At 39.5% G+C, this 16,428-nt stretch carries 13 protein-coding genes; 4 read left to right on the top strand and 9 right to left on the bottom strand.

What is annotated here, in order from left to right:
- Positions 1-468: 468 nt before the first annotated feature.
- The 3 genes from SAE01_RS22595 to SAE01_RS22585 form a co-directional block, all read right to left on the bottom strand.
- The gene (locus SAE01_RS22595; RefSeq protein WP_246113312.1) at positions 469-1,620 is read right to left on the bottom strand and encodes an MFS transporter; all 1,152 of its coding nucleotides are present in this window, start codon (positions 1,618-1,620) and stop codon (positions 469-471) included.
- A gap of 183 nt (positions 1,621-1,803) precedes the next feature.
- Positions 1,804-2,718 carry a DMT family transporter gene (locus SAE01_RS22590; RefSeq protein WP_147206104.1) on the bottom strand — a complete coding sequence of 305 codons (915 nt, stop codon included), beginning with the start codon at positions 2,716-2,718 and terminating at the stop codon, positions 1,804-1,806.
- Between the two features lie 105 nt (positions 2,719-2,823).
- A complete protein-coding gene (locus SAE01_RS22585) occupies positions 2,824-3,927 on the bottom strand; it encodes a glycosyltransferase (protein ID WP_147206103.1) in 1,104 nt (367 codons plus the stop codon).
- A 212-nt stretch (positions 3,928-4,139) separates the two neighbouring features.
- On the opposite strand from SAE01_RS22585, the gene SAE01_RS22580 reads away from it, so the two are divergent.
- Positions 4,140-4,388, top strand: coding sequence for a hypothetical protein (locus SAE01_RS22580; RefSeq protein WP_147206102.1), 249 nt, complete (start codon positions 4,140-4,142; stop codon positions 4,386-4,388).
- A gap of 64 nt (positions 4,389-4,452) precedes the next feature.
- Here the strand turns inward: SAE01_RS22580 and SAE01_RS22575 are convergent, their stop codons facing one another.
- Both SAE01_RS22575 and msrB read right to left on the bottom strand, forming a co-directional pair.
- Positions 4,453-5,709 carry a pyridoxal phosphate-dependent aminotransferase gene (locus tag SAE01_RS22575; protein ID WP_147206101.1) on the bottom strand — a complete coding sequence of 419 codons (1,257 nt, stop codon included), beginning with the start codon at positions 5,707-5,709 and terminating at the stop codon, positions 4,453-4,455.
- 254 nt (positions 5,710-5,963) lie between these two features.
- Positions 5,964-6,455 carry a peptide-methionine (R)-S-oxide reductase MsrB gene (gene msrB / locus SAE01_RS22570; protein WP_246113311.1) on the bottom strand — a complete coding sequence of 164 codons (492 nt, stop codon included), beginning with the start codon at positions 6,453-6,455 and terminating at the stop codon, positions 5,964-5,966.
- Positions 6,456-6,710: 255 nt separating this feature from the next.
- Here msrB and SAE01_RS22565 point away from each other — a divergent pair, with 255 nt between their 5' ends.
- Both SAE01_RS22565 and SAE01_RS22560 read left to right on the top strand, forming a co-directional pair.
- Positions 6,711-7,289: an adenylate kinase gene (locus SAE01_RS22565; protein WP_147206099.1), complete on the top strand. Its 579-nt coding sequence runs from the start codon at positions 6,711-6,713 to the stop codon at positions 7,287-7,289.
- 202 nt (positions 7,290-7,491) lie between these two features.
- Positions 7,492-8,274 (top strand): enoyl-CoA hydratase/isomerase family protein, encoded by a 783-nt coding sequence (locus tag SAE01_RS22560; protein WP_147206098.1) that lies wholly within the window; start codon positions 7,492-7,494, stop codon positions 8,272-8,274.
- A gap of 172 nt (positions 8,275-8,446) precedes the next feature.
- Here SAE01_RS22560 and SAE01_RS22555 read toward each other — a convergent pair whose 3' ends face one another.
- From SAE01_RS22555 to pheS, 4 genes are all read right to left on the bottom strand, one after another.
- A complete protein-coding gene (locus tag SAE01_RS22555; protein WP_147206097.1) occupies positions 8,447-9,445 on the bottom strand; it encodes a chemotaxis protein CheB in 999 nt (332 codons plus the stop codon).
- Positions 9,446-9,531: 86 nt separating this feature from the next.
- Positions 9,532-10,581: an NAD-dependent epimerase/dehydratase family protein gene (locus SAE01_RS22550; protein WP_147206096.1), complete on the bottom strand. Its 1,050-nt coding sequence runs from the start codon at positions 10,579-10,581 to the stop codon at positions 9,532-9,534.
- Between the two features lie 97 nt (positions 10,582-10,678).
- On the bottom strand, positions 10,679-11,452 hold the full coding sequence (locus SAE01_RS22545; protein ID WP_147206095.1) for an acyl-CoA desaturase: 774 nt from the start codon (positions 11,450-11,452) through the stop codon (positions 10,679-10,681).
- 237 nt (positions 11,453-11,689) lie between these two features.
- Positions 11,690-12,721, bottom strand: coding sequence for a phenylalanine--tRNA ligase subunit alpha (gene pheS / locus SAE01_RS22540; RefSeq protein WP_147206094.1), 1,032 nt, complete (start codon positions 12,719-12,721; stop codon positions 11,690-11,692).
- 648 nt (positions 12,722-13,369) lie between these two features.
- Here pheS and SAE01_RS22535 point away from each other — a divergent pair.
- Positions 13,370-16,426 carry a SusC/RagA family TonB-linked outer membrane protein gene (locus SAE01_RS22535; RefSeq protein ID WP_147206093.1) on the top strand — a complete coding sequence of 1,019 codons (3,057 nt, stop codon included), beginning with the start codon at positions 13,370-13,372 and terminating at the stop codon, positions 16,424-16,426.
- Positions 16,427-16,428 lie beyond the last annotated feature (2 nt).

Below are 16,428 nucleotides of genomic sequence, written 5' to 3'. Positions count from 1 at the left end.
GTTTTCGGAATTAGTATTTCAATTAGACTTTTGTACTACTGTGTTGAAGGACAGCGGAGCCTCTATGCTTTGAGTGTTTTTCGGCTCTGTTTCATTTCGCCCGACAAAAAAGAATAAGCATGAAATACAACTGTTGAAGCCACAGTAGTACTTAGCTCAATCAGTGAATAATGAAAGGAACGGGGCGTTATCGTTCCTTTCTTGAATTTTTTTTGGTTACTTTCTTTGTTTCAAGACAAAAAAAGTGACAAGCTGCACATGGAACTTTTCGGAAAAAAGGGAATCGAATTGACATAAGTAAATATGCAAGCATTTGTACTTTAATTTTCTTTAGAATATTTTTTTTTGCTTGCCCCCAAAACAAAAAAAGGCCTCCGAGACGAGAGGGCCTGTTTTCGGAATTGGTATTTCAATAATGCTTTTGTACCGCTGTATCTCGAGATCTTACTTTAAACCTTTTTGCCATAATTATTCCTGTTTCTTTAAACTTAGTGCAGTAACAATAATGGCTGCGCCAAAAAAAGAAAGAATTAAAAAAGAGGTTTTCAAGCTGGTGAAGCCTGCAATGAAACCAATGATAGGCGGGCCAATTAACAGGCCAATCATACCGATGGAAGAAACGGCAGCAATGGCCACAGGCGGCGGCAGAATTTTGGATTTACTTGCAGCACTAAAAACAAGCGGAACTCCCGGCGATACGCCCATTCCAACCAATAGTAATCCTAATGTTGCCGGCAACAAATAGGGAAAGAAAACGGTCGTTAACAAGCCCGCTGTTGTAAAAACGCCACACCAAATAATGATCTTTTTAAACCCAATACTTTCTGTGAGCCAATCTGTAATAAAGCGGATGGCAGTCATCGAGATCATAAAAGCAGTGTAGCCAATTCCAATAAATGCTGGTTCGGCTACAACAACTTTCTTAAAGTAAATTCCGCTCCAATCAAACATTGCTCCCTGGCAAATCATAGAGCAAAAGGCAATAATACCCAACCCCCAAAAAGCCCTGTCAGGTTTGGTAAAAAAAGGACGGTTTTCCTGTTTCTTCAAAGTTTCTCTCAACAGGTAAGGCGAGCAAAGTATAAAACTAAAAAGAGCTATTCCTGCAATTAGTAAAAAGTGTGATGGGACAGGAAAGTCTTTTCCAATGAGATAGGTGCCTAGCGAAGCAGCTCCCAGGCCGGCAATGCTCCACATCCCATGAAAAGAGGAAATGATTGTTTTGCTATACAGTTTCTCCAGCTCCAATGCCTGAGTGTTGATAGCTATGTTCATCATGTTTCCCGCAGAGCCAAAGAGGAAAAGACAGATCGTTAATTGCCACACGAATTGTGAAAATCCTATCCCTAGAAAAATAAAACAATACAACGTCGACGCACCCATAACTACTTTGCGGCTTCCTATCGTCGAGGTGAGGTAGCCAGAAAAAGGCAGGGTGATAAAAGAGCCGACCGGCATGGCCAATAGAACAGCTCCGAGTGTAGTTTCCGACAGGCCCAGTTGCTGCTGTATATTCGGAATACGCGATGCCCACGAAGCAAAGATGAACCCGTAAAAAAAGAAAAATAAACTTATTCTAACCCGTCTTGCTGTAAGAGACTTTTGATCTGTGTCCATCATGGTTTGTAAATACTCTTGTTACCAAATAACCCGCTTGCTTTAAAATTGGAGGAATGAGTTTGCCAGCATTTAAACAAGCTCAACATTGTTGTGTCACTCTCTTGGACTGCAAATAATGTCTCAACCTTTCTTATTGTCTGTCGCTTCATCCTCTATTCTTTGTTTCATAATTATTCAAACGTTTTATTCCTGATTTGTTTCCACTTCCGCTTGATCCTTCATATTGACATTCACAAGAGACACTCCTGCAAAAATCAATAGTGCCAACATGATTTTTATAACCGTTATGCCTTCTCCAAAAAACAATGCAGCAATTACAGCAGCAAAGACCGGCTGAGTGTAGATGTAGGTACCGGTTGCTGAAGAGCCAAGTACTTTGATGCTATAAATGTTTAGGAGGTAAGCAAAGAAAGTTGCCCCTATCGCAATAAATGCCAGGGCTATCCATTGAGAGGAATTAACCGTGTCCCATTTTACTTCAAGAAATTGGTTCCACCCAAAAAGAAGGATCATCACCGTGCCAAGCGTAAAGACCCAACGCAATACATGAATGGGAGAATAAGATTTCATCAGCGGCCTCACCAACACAAGAAAGAATCCGTACGAGATGGCGTTTATCAGAACCAACGTATCCCCGAGCATGATATCGCTTCCATTGCCTGTCGACTCTTTTGTACTGATCAGTAAAGTGCCACCCGCAATAGCTAAGATCAATCCCGCAATTTTATTTCTAGTAAGCTGCTCCCTCAAAAGCCACGCTGCAATAATGGTTATAAAAACAGGTGTTCCGAGACTCAATAGCGAAGCGTGAATAGAAGTCGTAAGCGATAGCCCTTTAATAAAAAGCAGCTGGTTGATAACGATACCGGTTGCAGCACAAATAACAAAACGACCAAGGTCTTTTTTGCGAATACCTGGTGTTGAAGGTTTCATTAAATAAAGTCCCCAAAACATGGTAACACTTACTAATGCACGCAAGACATTCAAACCAAAAGGTTTTATAATAGAAGGAGTTACCAGTTTTACAATACTGTAGTTTGCTGCAAAAATGAGATTGGCAGACATAGCGGCAACATGAGCCTTAACATTACTATTCAAACCTGGCGGGACTTTTAATCATGAAAACTACTGTTGTTTATCTTGTTTTAATATGTGCATTTTTATTAATAATTGCGCCACATAAAAACTTTCCATGAAGGAGAGTCATAAATTGGGATTGAGTGTGCGTACAAAATCCTCCACCACAGCTTTGTAAGACAGCATTTCCAGTTGAGGAAGCTTATACTCAAAACGCTCCGCCCGATCCAGCAGTTTTTGTAATGAGAAATCTTGTTGAGATACAGAGACCGCCCATCTCTGTTGTTCAAAATGTTTAGCCAAATACTCTTGCTCGGTTTGGCCCGGCGTGGGAATTAAGATTGACCTTTTTTGAAGTTTACAAATGTCCATTAAAGTGGTATAGCCGCTGCGGCTTATGATCAGATCACTAGAAGAAAAAGCCGCTTCAAGTTCTTTAGAAGCTAAGTGATTTTTTACAGTCACATTTCCTCTTACGGTTGGAAGTTTCTCATGCCCAGGTAATCCCCTCACAAACAGCACAACGCCCGAAAAAGCATCCAGTTCTGCAAGCATTTTTTTTTCAAGTAAGGTTCTTTGCGGTTCAGGTCCTGATAGGATGACCAGAAGATCATACTTTGTAACATAATCAGCCTGTTTTCTCAGCCGGCTTAATCCGCCTAGATATTCAACAGGTAGTTTCGGAGGGTATTTCGGATGGGACAATTCACCTCCAAGATTAACCTGCCCCTTTTCATCCGGAATCCAACAAGCAGTAAAATTCTGTATGAGCGAGTAATTCAGTTGCTGCAAAATCCTTTCAGCCAGAGCAAATGGCGCTTTAATTAATAGTTGATGAGTTATAAAAATGCATGGTATTCCACCGTGTTGGAAACCATAACGGTTGTCAGAAATAACAGCATCAACCGGCGTATGAGCTAAGAACCTTTTTAGCCACCTTTTCTCTTTTGTAATAACACGAAAAATTTTCGGAAGTTGAAGGATAATTTTTGATGAAAAAAAACGTTCAGTACTAGAATATTTGATACGGTAGCCTGGCAGGTGTACAAAAGCAAGATCTGGGAACTCTTGTTTTAACAAATTTTCCTGTACGCCTTCTGCAGCAATAATTACTTTGCAACCTAATTTTAGTAATTCGGTAATAAGAGGAATACATCTTGTAGCATGTCCTAAACCCCAATCAAGTGGTGCAACAAGAATTTTAATGTTAATTTTCGGTGTTATCGACAAACCTGCCCGCTTTTTGTAAAGTAAAAAAGAGAATGATTATGAAAAAGATAAATCAAATATCCGCATTATTGTTTTTTAGCCTGGCCTTAATTCTTAGCGGGTGTGGCGCAAGCAGGTCGGCTAAAGGTTGTGGTTGTCCAATGGTAAATAAAAAATCTGTAGGGTAGAGGTAACAAGAATTTGATTTCAATAGCTCAGACAATTTTATAAGTATGAAATCTGCAAAAAGGGATTTGTTAGTGTTGACAAAAAAAGTATCTATCAACGAAAAAGAATTGCAGTTGGAGGTAGAGAAGTTGCACGATTTATTGTTTCATGTTGAATCGATGGATAATTTCTGCATTGCCAATGAAATCATCGACCTGAATAAATACAAGATTATCGAAAATCCGATAAAGATTAGAAGGCTAATCAGCAGTAATAAGTTGCAGCCATTCCAATTTATCAACAATAAAAATTGACTTGATATCTATACAATAGAAAGGGACCTTTTCAGGTCCCTTTTTTATTTTATGTAATTTATAATTACACCAGTTTTGTAAGTGCTTCTCTTAGCTTTCCTATCATTTCATTTATTTCCTCTTTTTTGCAAGTGCCCACACTCAACCGGTACCATGGAGAATTTTTTTCAGCCCCAAATGCATAAAAGGGAACGACAGCTAGTTTCGCTTCACTTAGTAAATAATCTGTTACGTCTGATTGGCTCTCTAACAACTTTCCGTTTTTGACAGTCTTTCCTGCGAGGTCTAGTTTGATGGTGAGATAAATTGCAGCCTGCGGTGAAACTGCGTCTACATCAAATCCTTCTTCTTTCAGTTTGATAAATCCTTCGTAAATTCTTCTCAGTCTTTCTTCAACCTCAGCCTTAAAATGAACAAGGTATCGTTGAATGTTTTCTTTTTGTAACAGGTATTTCGCTGTAGCTTTTTGCTCTGGCATCGGGCTCCATGCACCAAGATGGCTTAGGATAGCTTTCATTTTTGCAATGATAAATGCCGGCCCTAAAGACCACCCGACGCGAACACCGGTAGCAGCAAAAACTTTAGAAATACCGTCAACAAAAATGGTATAATCCTTCATTGCAGGGTTTAAAGAAACCGGGTTGTAATGAACAGTATCTCCATAAGTAAGAGTCCAATACATCTGGTCGTACAGCACATATAATTTTTTTTCGCCTTCACTACGTCTCTTATTTTCTTTTATCACCAAGTTGCAAATTTTTTCAAGTTCTTCTTTGCGTAATGTGGTGCCTGTAGGATTTTGTGGTGAACAAAGACAGAGCAACGTAGCTCCATTAATATGAAGAGCGATGTCAGCTGCTAACGGCATAAAGTTGTTTTCAGGCTTCGCATCAATCATACAATGAACGCCTTCGGTCATATGCACGTAGTGGTTGTTATTCCACGACGGAGTTGCATAAATTACTTTATCGCCTTTATCAACAATTGTTTTAAAAATGGTATAAATAAGCGGACGGCCGCCAGCTGCAATAAGAATTTCGTTGTTGCTATAATCAAGGCCTTCCCAGTCTTTCAAAAAAGAAGAAACGGCATTTCTCAATTCTACTATTCCATCAGCTGGAGGGTAGTTAGTGTAATGACTCTTATAAGCTTCTATAATTTCATCTTCCAGTTCTTTTGGGATGGGAAATATAGTAGGGTCAAAATCACCAATAGTGAAGTTGTAAATTTTTTCTCCCTGTCGTTTTCGCTCACTAATCGCGTTTCCAAGTTTTACTATTTCTGAACCGATAAGGGTTTCAGCTAGGTTGCTTAATTTCATTGCGCAAAATTAGCAGTTGCAGGTGATAAATAGCTAAGCGTAGAAAGCGGTTTAACTACCCGAAAATAAATGACAGATGTTTAGACAGCGTACAAGGGAGTGACACAAGGATGTTGAGTAGCGGAACGCTGCCCGCTTAAAACTGAGCTTACATATTGTGGTTACCCTCGAATAAAAGAATTCACGTAGAAACAAAAAATGCTGCTAAAAGATGTAAACCTTATAGCAGCATTTGTAAAAATTACTCTTCTTAATTAGTGTTTATCTGTCGGCTTTGCTTGCTGGTCGTTGTAGGTTTTCTCAGCGACTTTCGCTTTCTCAAAATCAAGCACTACTCCGTTGATACAATATCTTAAACCTGTTGGGGGAGGACCGTCTTCAAATACATGTCCAAGATGAGACTTGCACTTTCCGCACTCAACTTCGGTCCGATTCATTCCATGAGAGTTGTCGGGCAAGTATATGATTGAACCTTTACTGATAGGTTCGTAGAAACTTGGCCAACCGCAACCACTGTCGAACTTAGTATCGCTTTTAAAAAGGGCATTACCACACACAGCGCAGTAGTACGTACCAATCTCTTTAAAATTTTCAAACTTACTTGTCCCCGGCCTTTCAGTTCCTTTTTGACGTGCTACATAAAACACTTCCGGCGAAAGAACTTTCTTATATTCTTCATCAGTTAATATAGCCCTGGTACTGTCTGTTGGCGAAGAAACGGGATTATCTTTTTTAGTAGAATCCATAGTAATTTTTTTTTCTGTTTGAGAATAACAACCGTATGTAGCAAAGGTTGTGAGGATAATAAAAATCAAATTTTTCATAACGGCTGTTCGTTTTAATAGGAACGATTAAAGCTACTATAAGGCTTTAATTAAAATCTTTGGAGGCGTCTTTTACAGAAATATTAGCAAAAAACTATAAAAAAAAGAGCGCAAACTGTTAAAGGAATTTTAATAGTCAACCCTTATATTTGCTGCTCATTCAAGGTAAGTTCGATAATGTTCAATATTATTTTGTTTGGTCCTCCAGGCAGCGGTAAAGGTACACAAAGTGAAAGGCTTATTTCTAAATATGGTTTAAAACATCTTTCCACTGGCGATATTTTACGCAGCGAAATTGCAGGCCAGACACCCTTAGGCCTGGAAGCAAAAAACTTCATGGATAAGGGAGAACTTGTGCCGGACGAGGTTGTGATAGGAATGATTCGTTCAGCGCTCGAGAATAATCCCGAAGTTGCTGGTTTTCTTTTTGACGGCTTCCCTCGCACTGAGGCACAATCTGAAGCGCTGGATAACTTGCTCAAACTAAAACAAACAGAAATTGCCGTAGTACTGGCTTTAAAGGTAAGTGAGGAAGAACTCGTAAAGCGCCTGCTTAATCGTGGCCTTACCAGTGGAAGAAGCGATGATAATAATGAAGCAGTAATAAGGGCAAGAATTATAGAATATCATAAAAAAACTTCGGTGGTAGCAGATTATTATCGTAGGTTTAATAAAGTGATTGACATACCTGGTGAAGGTTCTGTAGATGAAATTTTTGATAGCCTTTGCGCTGAAATAGATAAAAGAAAACAATAACTTTATATCGCACCAATACCAACTGCACGCCTTCCTTTTTTAGGAAGGCTTTTTTGTTGGTTGATGTTTCCTAGCGCTTTAATTGGCAGGCATATAAATTGAAGTTGGTATCAATCTAAACCGAGGCATAAAAAAAGTGTCTCATTTTGAAAGTTGTAACGAAAAGGCTTTCCTTACCTGCAACCTGAAAAAAATTAAAACTATGATCACAGAATTAAATGGCGGGTACGTAAAAACAGAAAAGGAACACGGCATTACAACGATAGAATTTTACCATGAGCAAAGCAACTCGATGCCTGGTAAACTGTTGGAAGCACTTGCCCAAGCGATACATAGCGAAGGGGTGAATTCAAGTACAAAAGTGATCATTCTAAAATCGGCCGGCGACAGGGCGTTTTGTTCAGGGGCCTCTTTTGGCGAGCTCGAAAAGATTACCACTCCGCAAGAAGGTGCTCTTTATTTTGGCGGCGTTGCAAAGGTTATAAATGCAATGCGAAAAACACCGCAATTTGTTATTGCCCGGATTCATGGAAAGTGTCTCGGAGGTGGCGTAGGAATAGTAGCCGCAGCTGATTACGCTATTGCTGTAGAAGGTGCAGACATCAAGTTGACTGAGTTGGCACTTGGTATTGGTCCATTTGTCATTGGGCCCCCAGTGCAACGAAGGATTGGCCTTTCATCTTTTTCTCAACTTACAATTGACTCGAATACCTGGCGTTCTGCTGACTGGGCAAAACGAAAAGGTTTATATGCAGAGCTGCACCCTGAATTGTCTGGCATGGAAGAGTCGATTGAAAGGTTGTCTTTCACATTGTCTCACAGCAACCCAGAAGCAATGAAAGAGTTGAAGCGAGAGTTCTGGGCCGGCACCGAGGACTGGGATGAATTGCTGAAAGAAAGGGCCAGTATTAGTGGCAGGCTGATCTTAAGCGAACATAGCAAAGCTGCCATCGAAAAGTTTAAGAGTAGAAGTAAAAGTATATAGGGGCCTAGCATCAATAATGATCCATAGAGTAATGAGAGTGTCTTGATAGTTAGATTTATTAATAGGCCCACATAAAAATATCAGTAAAGTTGGTTCGAGCAGTTACAAGAACAACTTACTATAGTCTTAAACTAAAACAACGGCTTTTTTGGGCATTCATTTGAGGGTAAGACTAGTCGACCTCTGTGGCTGTAAACAAAATTCTTTTTAGATTTTCTATATGTACTTCCATCTCCTTGGCCAGGCGAAGGTGACGTTCAGACGTTTTTAAATACCCGCGTTCGAGATCCTTTTTGTGTAAGTTCATTAAAATCGTTCTTCTTTCTTCCATCATTCGCAGTGATGTCCAAAACGTATTTTCCATTACTTCAGAAACTCTTATCAGAAGTTCGCGTTCCGAATAAGAATGACCAACATGGCAACGGTAATGAGTTGGAGGTTCTTTCTGGGTGACATAAAGGCCCCCACCACAGTCAGGGCAATTGACACTAATCTTCTCAAACTGGCTTATGTCATCAATCCTTGTGGACACTCTTTCATCGATCAATGCCTCTGACTGTACATCTGCCGGCACAATAGTTTGGATGATATCATCAGTATTATCCATAATGTCGAATAACAAAGCGCCCATTTTTGACAATGACACCACATGGTCAACCTCCATCGTATTCAACACCGATAATGGCATGTCAGGATAATCCGCTTCATTTGGATCCTGCACGATACAGGTACCGCCGCATCTTTTAACTGATCTCATTCCGGTAGCACCGTCATCCAGCATACCGGTTAAAATAATGGCAATCACCCTGGAGTTATAAGATGCGGCAGCTGATCTAAACAGGTTATTGATAGATGGGCGCCATCCATTTTCGCGGGCACCTCTTCCTACAATTACGCGGCCTTGAGAAACAAGCAAATGATTATCCGGACGAGCGAGGTAGATAACCCCTTTTTCAATAGCCTCTCCGTCGTTAGCTACTTTGCATATTAATGAGGTGCTTTTTTGCAATCGCTGAAAAAGGAATTCGCCGATACCCTTTCTTGACAGATGAAGTACGACAAAAAAAGCAGCATCCATACCGGGCGTCAACTGCATCACTAACTCTTCTACCGCACGAATACCTCCTGCAGAAGTACCCGCAACAACGATGAATTTTGGAGACTTTGACATATGTAAAAAAGTTATAACAACTATGCCATAATCAAGTGTGGAAGACGCTTGTAGCTAAGCGACATTATTTGCCGCACAGAGACAGTTTAGTACTCCAGCTTATATTTTTTTTTGAGTTCGGCGCATACCCGTTGGATAGTTTCTTCCAAGGGTGTATAAGCAAAGGAAGGCAGGTAATGTTTAAGCTTAGTGTTATCGAACCGAACAGTTCGTTGAGCAGCGTCTGCTGTTTCTTTTGTAAGAAGAGGTTGTTCTCCGGAAAACATTGATTTTACGGCTGCAGCCCGCCAAACCATATTCGCCATAAACTTATTCACCTTTTTGTATGGAGGTTTCTTTCCAAACGCATTTGCTGCTATTGTAAATACATCTTTAAATTGTTTGTTCTCTGTACTTAAAATAAAGCGCTGAGCGGTAACGTCAGTGTCCATTAGCTGTATCATTGCGTTAGCCACATCTTTTACGTCTACAAAACCCGTACTCCCGTCCGTATACCAAGGAAACTCCTCATAAACGGTTTTAAATATTTTGGTTGAGCCTTCGTCCCAATTTCCCGCTCCCAAAATAATGGCCGGGTTAACGATAACAGCCTCAAGTCCTTCGGCAATTCCCCTCCAGACTTCGACTTCTGCTAGGTATTTGCTTTTACCGTAGTTGCTGTCATTGTTTTTTTCATCCCATGCCGTGTCCTCATTTGTTACGCCACCACTTTTAATTTTTCCCAAGGCCGCGACAGAACTTACAAAACACATTTTTTTAACGCCTGCCTGTAGAGCAGCATTTACGACGTTAGCCGTTCCTTCTATGTTTGTAAGAAATAGTTCTTGTTTTCGTTTTTCGCTAAAAGAAACTATAGCTGCGCAATGGAACACTTGTTCTACTCCTTCAAAGGCTTCATCGAGTGCTACCACATCAAGAATGTCTCCTTTTACCCAGGATACTTTTTCTTTTCCTGGAATGTCTGGTATTTGGGACCGGTACAATCCTTTTACATTTCTACCTTCTTTAATAAGTTGTTGTATGAGATGCGATCCAACCAGGCCAGATCCTCCTGTAACCAATATCGAATCTGTCAGGCGCTTTGATTGGCCGACCTTAGTCGCTTCCGGGAGAGTTTCGTCTGATGTTTCACTCATTAATAGTAGCTAGGCAAATGCAGGATAAAAAAAATCCTGTTTTATCCTTCCTTGTGAAAGGGTAAAACAGGAAACAAAACTAATAATTTAACCAGTATTACAATTGGGTCTGAAAAGAAGTATTATTACTAGCAATAGAAGCAGGCTTCAAGCGGATGATGCGAACGGTATGCAAAACACGCATGATTAAGTAAGTCATATCAAATTCAAACCACTTCTTGGCAAAGTTTGCACTGTCTTTTGCGTAGTGATGATTGTTTTGAAACAACTCGCCCATAAGAAGAAAACCAAACGGAGTTGAGTTTCTAGAATGATCACCATTTTTGAAATTCTGATAACCTAACTTATGTCCGAACCAATTTACAATGGCTCCTTGTATTGGCCCCATTAGAAAGTGAAAAGGCAACAAGAGGAACCAGAAAATCGATGGAGCAAAATAAATATAGAAAGCTATGTAGGCTGCTGAAAAAAGCAGTCTTGACGTCCAGCTGTAACCAATACGATCTAATTTTTCCCAAACCGGCAGGTATTCCCTGGTAAACTTCTCTTCAGGTAGTCTTTCTTTAGTAAGAAAGGCGTGATAGATCTTAGCAGTATGAAGCATCATATGCCAAACATCTTTAAAGAAGTGCGGAGAATGCGGATCCTGCTCTGTATCGCTATACTCGTGATGCATTCTATGCATTACTCCATAAGCTCTTGGTACTAAAAAAGATGATCCCTGGGTAAACCAGGTAAGAAAATAAAAGACTTTCTCCCACGTTTTGCTGGTTGTATACATTTGGTGAGATGCGTAACGATGCAGGAAAAAAGTGTGAAAAAATAAGGATAAAAACCAATGTGCGAAGAAGAATGTAAGGATAGCTAACATCAAAAAAATAATTAAAATATTGAGGGCGCAAATGTAACAGATTAACGCCAGAGATGGTTTAAGTGTTTAGCTAAGGATTGTTAAAACAGGGTTGATGTTACTCCTCGCCTTGTTGCCAATTTAGTGCCAAACTACTTTGAGTCACAGTTGTAACACTTCGGGGAAACCAAGGGATGGCAGCACCAATGCTGCCTAAAGATGTTTATTTGAAAGAATTATTAGTCGTCAAAATCCTCCTTAAACAGCACCCGTAAACTGACGTAGAAATCTAACATCATTCTGCGAATAGAGACGTAAGTCGTTGACTCTGAATTTTAGCTGACATATACGTTCCACTCCCATTCCAAAAGCAAAACCTGTAAATTTATTGGAGTCGATGTTGAAGTTATCAAGCATTTTAGGGTGTACCATACCGCAACCAAGAATTTCTACCCAACCAGTATATTTACACAAACTACAGCCGTGACCGCCACAAACGGTACAGCTAATATCCATTTCTGCGCTAGGTTCAGTGAAAGGAAAATAACTTGGACGAAAGCGAAGCTTGACATCTTTACCAAACATTTCCTGAACAAAAAAGTACAATGTTTGCTTAAGGTCAGCAAAACTCACATGCTCATCTACGTACAACCCTTCCAGCTGGTGAAAGAAACAATGAGCCCGTGCACTAATGGTTTCATTGCGATAAACGCGACCCGGACAAATTATACGAATTGGAGGTTTTTGTTTCTCCATAATTCTTGCCTGCACACTACTCGTATGGGTACGTAACAGGTAATCAGGATTTTGGTTGAGGTAAAAGGTATCCTGCATGTCCCGGGCAGGATGATTTTCTGGAAGGTTTAACGCGGTGAAATTGTGCCAGTCATCTTCCATCTCTGGTCCTTCGGCAATTGCAAATCCCAAACGTTTAAAAATTGAAGCCATCTGATTGCGAACAATACTTAACGGGTGCCTCGTCCCAACAGGAATAGGATCACCCGGAAGTGACCAGTCAATGTCAGGGTAAGTTTGTTGGGAAGTAGAAGTAAGGCTCTCTTTTAATGTTTCGAAGCGTTCTTCTGCAAATATTTTAAAAGCATTCAATATTTGTCCAAACTCTTTTTTTCTTTCAGAAGGCACGTTTTTCATTTCCGCCATCACGTTTTTGACAATGCCTTTTGTTCCTAAAAACTTTATTCGAAATGCTTCCAGATTCTCTGCATTTGCTACCTGGTAGCTTGACATTTCTTGTCTATAAGATTCAATTTGTTCGAGCAATGCTTCCATAAAGCGAAGATATAAGAAGATCTAACAAGTTATTTATAACTGAAGAAGTGTTTGTATTGAGGTTTCAATAAGGACTGCAGTTGCAATGAATTGAAGGAGCTATTCTTTTATTGCTAGAGCAAAATCAAAAATTATAAACAGATTGTAACAGTCTTAAAAAAGATAGAGTTTTCCAATTTATTCTACTACTCATAAAACTTTTTTTTGACTTGGCTCGTAGAGTGATACATACATCCTCGATAGTTCTTGTAATAGACCTGTTTCTAGGTAGTTATAAGAAAAGGTTTTTTAACTATAGCTCGTCAATAGTATTTACACATCCTTAATTAATCCCTTCTTATACGATAAAATTTAAAAAAATGCAATAGAAGGAGCAAAATCTTTTTTTTAATTATTAATTCTGTACTTAAATTGCACCATATTCAAAAGATATAGATAGTTTTTTTATGATTTGTGCTGTTAGTTCCCGTAGCTATTCTTATTATATCCAAAATTTGATTGCTTATCCTGCTTGGACTGCTTGGTCTACTAAACAGAATATTTGATTTTCTATAAATGCTGCTTGAAGCAGCAACTCTGGTTTCCCGCTTGCTAATTATTTTTTTGCCTTTATTATTAATGGGTTTTATTTTCTAAACTTAAAAAAACATGAGAAAAATTTTATTGTTTATGCTGTTGTGCCTGTCATTTGCTGCCACGCAAGTGTTTGCACAAACAAGAACAGTGACCGGGAAGGTTACTGACGAAGCTGGAAACCCAGTAGTAGGAGCTTCAGTGCAACCTAAAGGTAGCAAAGGCGGTACAACTACGGATGCAGCAGGCAATTTTTCACTTCAATTACCAGCAAATTCCAGGTCTCTAACCATTTCATCTGTAAATTATACGGCACAAGACGTTGCTGTAACTTCAGGTGAGGTATCGGTTCAACTAAAAGCATCCTCCGGAAACTTGTCCGAAGTGGTAGTGGTTGCCTATGGTACCCAGAAAAGAGCAGGATTAACTGGTTCTGTGGCGACTATTAAAGGCTCGGATATTGAAAATCAGCCATTTACTTCAGTGGATAAAGCGCTGCAAGGGCAGGTAGCTGGTTTGCAATCGGTGGCTGCTTCCGGCGCGCCAGGGTCTAATCAACAAATTAGGATTAGAGGTATTAGTAGTATCAACGCTAGTAATGCTCCTTTGTTTGTAATAGACGGAGTTCCGGCTAATACAAACGACTTATCGCGTTTAACTACTTCTGCAAATATCCTAAGCACGTTAAACCCTAATGATATTGAAACTATTACAGTATTAAAAGATGCTGCCTCTGCGTCTATCTATGGTAGCCGTGCAGCAAACGGGGTTATTCTTGTTACTACTAAGAAAGGTAGAGCAGGACAAACAAAGTTTAGGTTCGATACTGAAGTTGGTCAAAGCAGCAGGGCGTATAATAATGATAAGTACAGACCATTGACCGGTGATGAATACCTGGCAATAACTAGAGAAGGACTAGTAAATGCGGGTAACCCACAAGCGACAGTCGATGCTCAAATTGCTTCTCTTGGTGGAAATACAAATGCTAACTTCAATTGGTTAGATGCAGTAACCAGAACAGGAAAGCAGCAGCAGTACAATTTAAGTGCAAGTGGTGGTAACAACAATACTACTTTCTATGTTTCTGGAGGGTATTTTAGCCAGGACGGAACTACTATAGCAACAGGTTTAAAGAGATATAACGGAGCTGTTAGAGTTACTAACAAAGCGAGCGAAAGGCTAAACTTGGGTGCGAATATCAATGCTGGTTTAGTACAGCAGTCAACACCAAGTTCCGGCGGCGCTTTTGCAAACCCTGTATTGTCAGCTTACTTTCTTTTGCCTACCCGGTCGGCTTACTTACCTGATGGAAAATTGAATTACCTGACGGCGGAATTTCCTAATACATCTTCGTTCAATACCATTGCTCTGGCAGGAATGGATAAAAGAAATTTAAGAGAACTCAGTCTTAGGGGTAGTGCTTATGCAGAGTACAACATTTTGGACAACTTGAAATTTAAAACGCAGATTGGCGGTGATTTAAGCAACCTGGAAGAAGATCAATACAATAACCCATTGTACGGAGATGGTGCAGTTTTAGCTGCAGGAAGTCCTGCTTTTGGCCCTAATGTCGTTTATAATGCCACAACAACCGGAAGAGCATACGCATATTACACCCGTTACTTCAACTGGGTTTGGACTAATACATTAAATTATCGTCATGACTTCACTACTTCTGGGGATATATCATTAAATGTATTATTAGGGTACGAAGCACAGAAGAACAAACAATACACTATCTCTGCACAAGGCCGTGGCTTTGTATTGTCTCCAACATTGTATTTGCAATACCCCGTTTCTGCATCTACTCCTACAACTTCCCAGGCAAGTGTATCTGACTATTCATTCCTTTCAGAATTCGTTTCGGCAGATTTTAATTTCAAAGACAGGTATATCCTTTCCGGAAGTTTTAGACGTGATGGTTCTTCAAGATTTGGATCAAATGATAAATACGGAAATTTTTGGGCAATAGGAGGATCATGGAATATAGACAAAGAAGCTTTTATGGCATCATTTGAGAAAATAAGCCAACTGAAACTTAGAGCATCTTATGGAGTAAATGGTAATGCTGGTATTGGCAACTATGACTTCTTCCCTAGCTATGGTGTTACTACTGGTTCAAGTTATAACAGCGCTCCTGGTAGTGCTCCATCAAACGTGGGTAACTTGGATTTAACCTGGGAGTTGAATAAACCACTAAACATCGGCGTTGATTTGGGTTTGCTAAAAGGTCGTTTAGGAGTTACAATAGACTGGTATAGAAGAGTGTCAGATAGATTGTTATTAGATGTGCCCTTATCATCTACCACTGGTTTTACTTCTCAAAGGAGGAATGTGGGAAGTATGGAGAATAAAGGATTTGAGTTTACTGTAAGTGGTACACCGGTACAAACAAGAGACTTCACATGGACTACTAACTTTAATATCGCTTATAATAAAAATAAAGTTTTAAGTATTCCTGCCCCAATCATAGGAACCTTTATTATCAAAGAAGGTCTTGATGTGCAAACTTTCTATACTAGGGTTTATGCAGGTGTAGATCCAGCTAATGGAGACCCTTTGTGGTATTTAGACTCTGCGCAAACGAAAACTACAAATACTTATTCTTCAGCTGTTAGAACAGGGTATGGTTCAGCTTCACCTAAGTTCTTTGGTGCATTTACCAATACTTTCAACTACAAAGGTTTTAGTGTAGAAGCACAGTTTAACTATCAAACAGGCAATTATATACAAGATGCTTGGGGTTCTTTTGTTATAGGTGCTGGAGCAAATGCCACTTTCAACAAAGTAGCAAGAGTTTTGGACCGTTGGAAAAATCCAGGTGATGTAACTGATATGCCAAAATATATCTATGGTGGTAACAAAAGCTTTCAAAGTTTTTCAAGCTTTTATTTAAATAAAGGAGATTTTATCAGATTAAGAAATCTTCAGGTTGGGTATACATTGCCTAAAAGTTTGCTAGCAAGTGCACACATAACAAATGCTTTCTTGTATGTAAGAGGAACTAATCTTTTTACATGGGTGAAAGATAAAAATTTAGGCTTTGATCCTGAACAAGGTGTTTCAAGTCAAACCAATCTTGATGTGTTCATCCCTAAAACTTTGACAATAGGAATAAACCTAGGCTTTTAATT

Origin of the sequence: Segetibacter aerophilus, assembly GCF_007991655.1 — a bacterium.
Lineage (GTDB): Bacteria > Bacteroidota > Bacteroidia > Chitinophagales > Chitinophagaceae > Segetibacter > Segetibacter aerophilus.
Note: the sequence above shows the minus strand (reverse complement) of the source record. Positions and strands in the feature narration are given on the sequence as shown.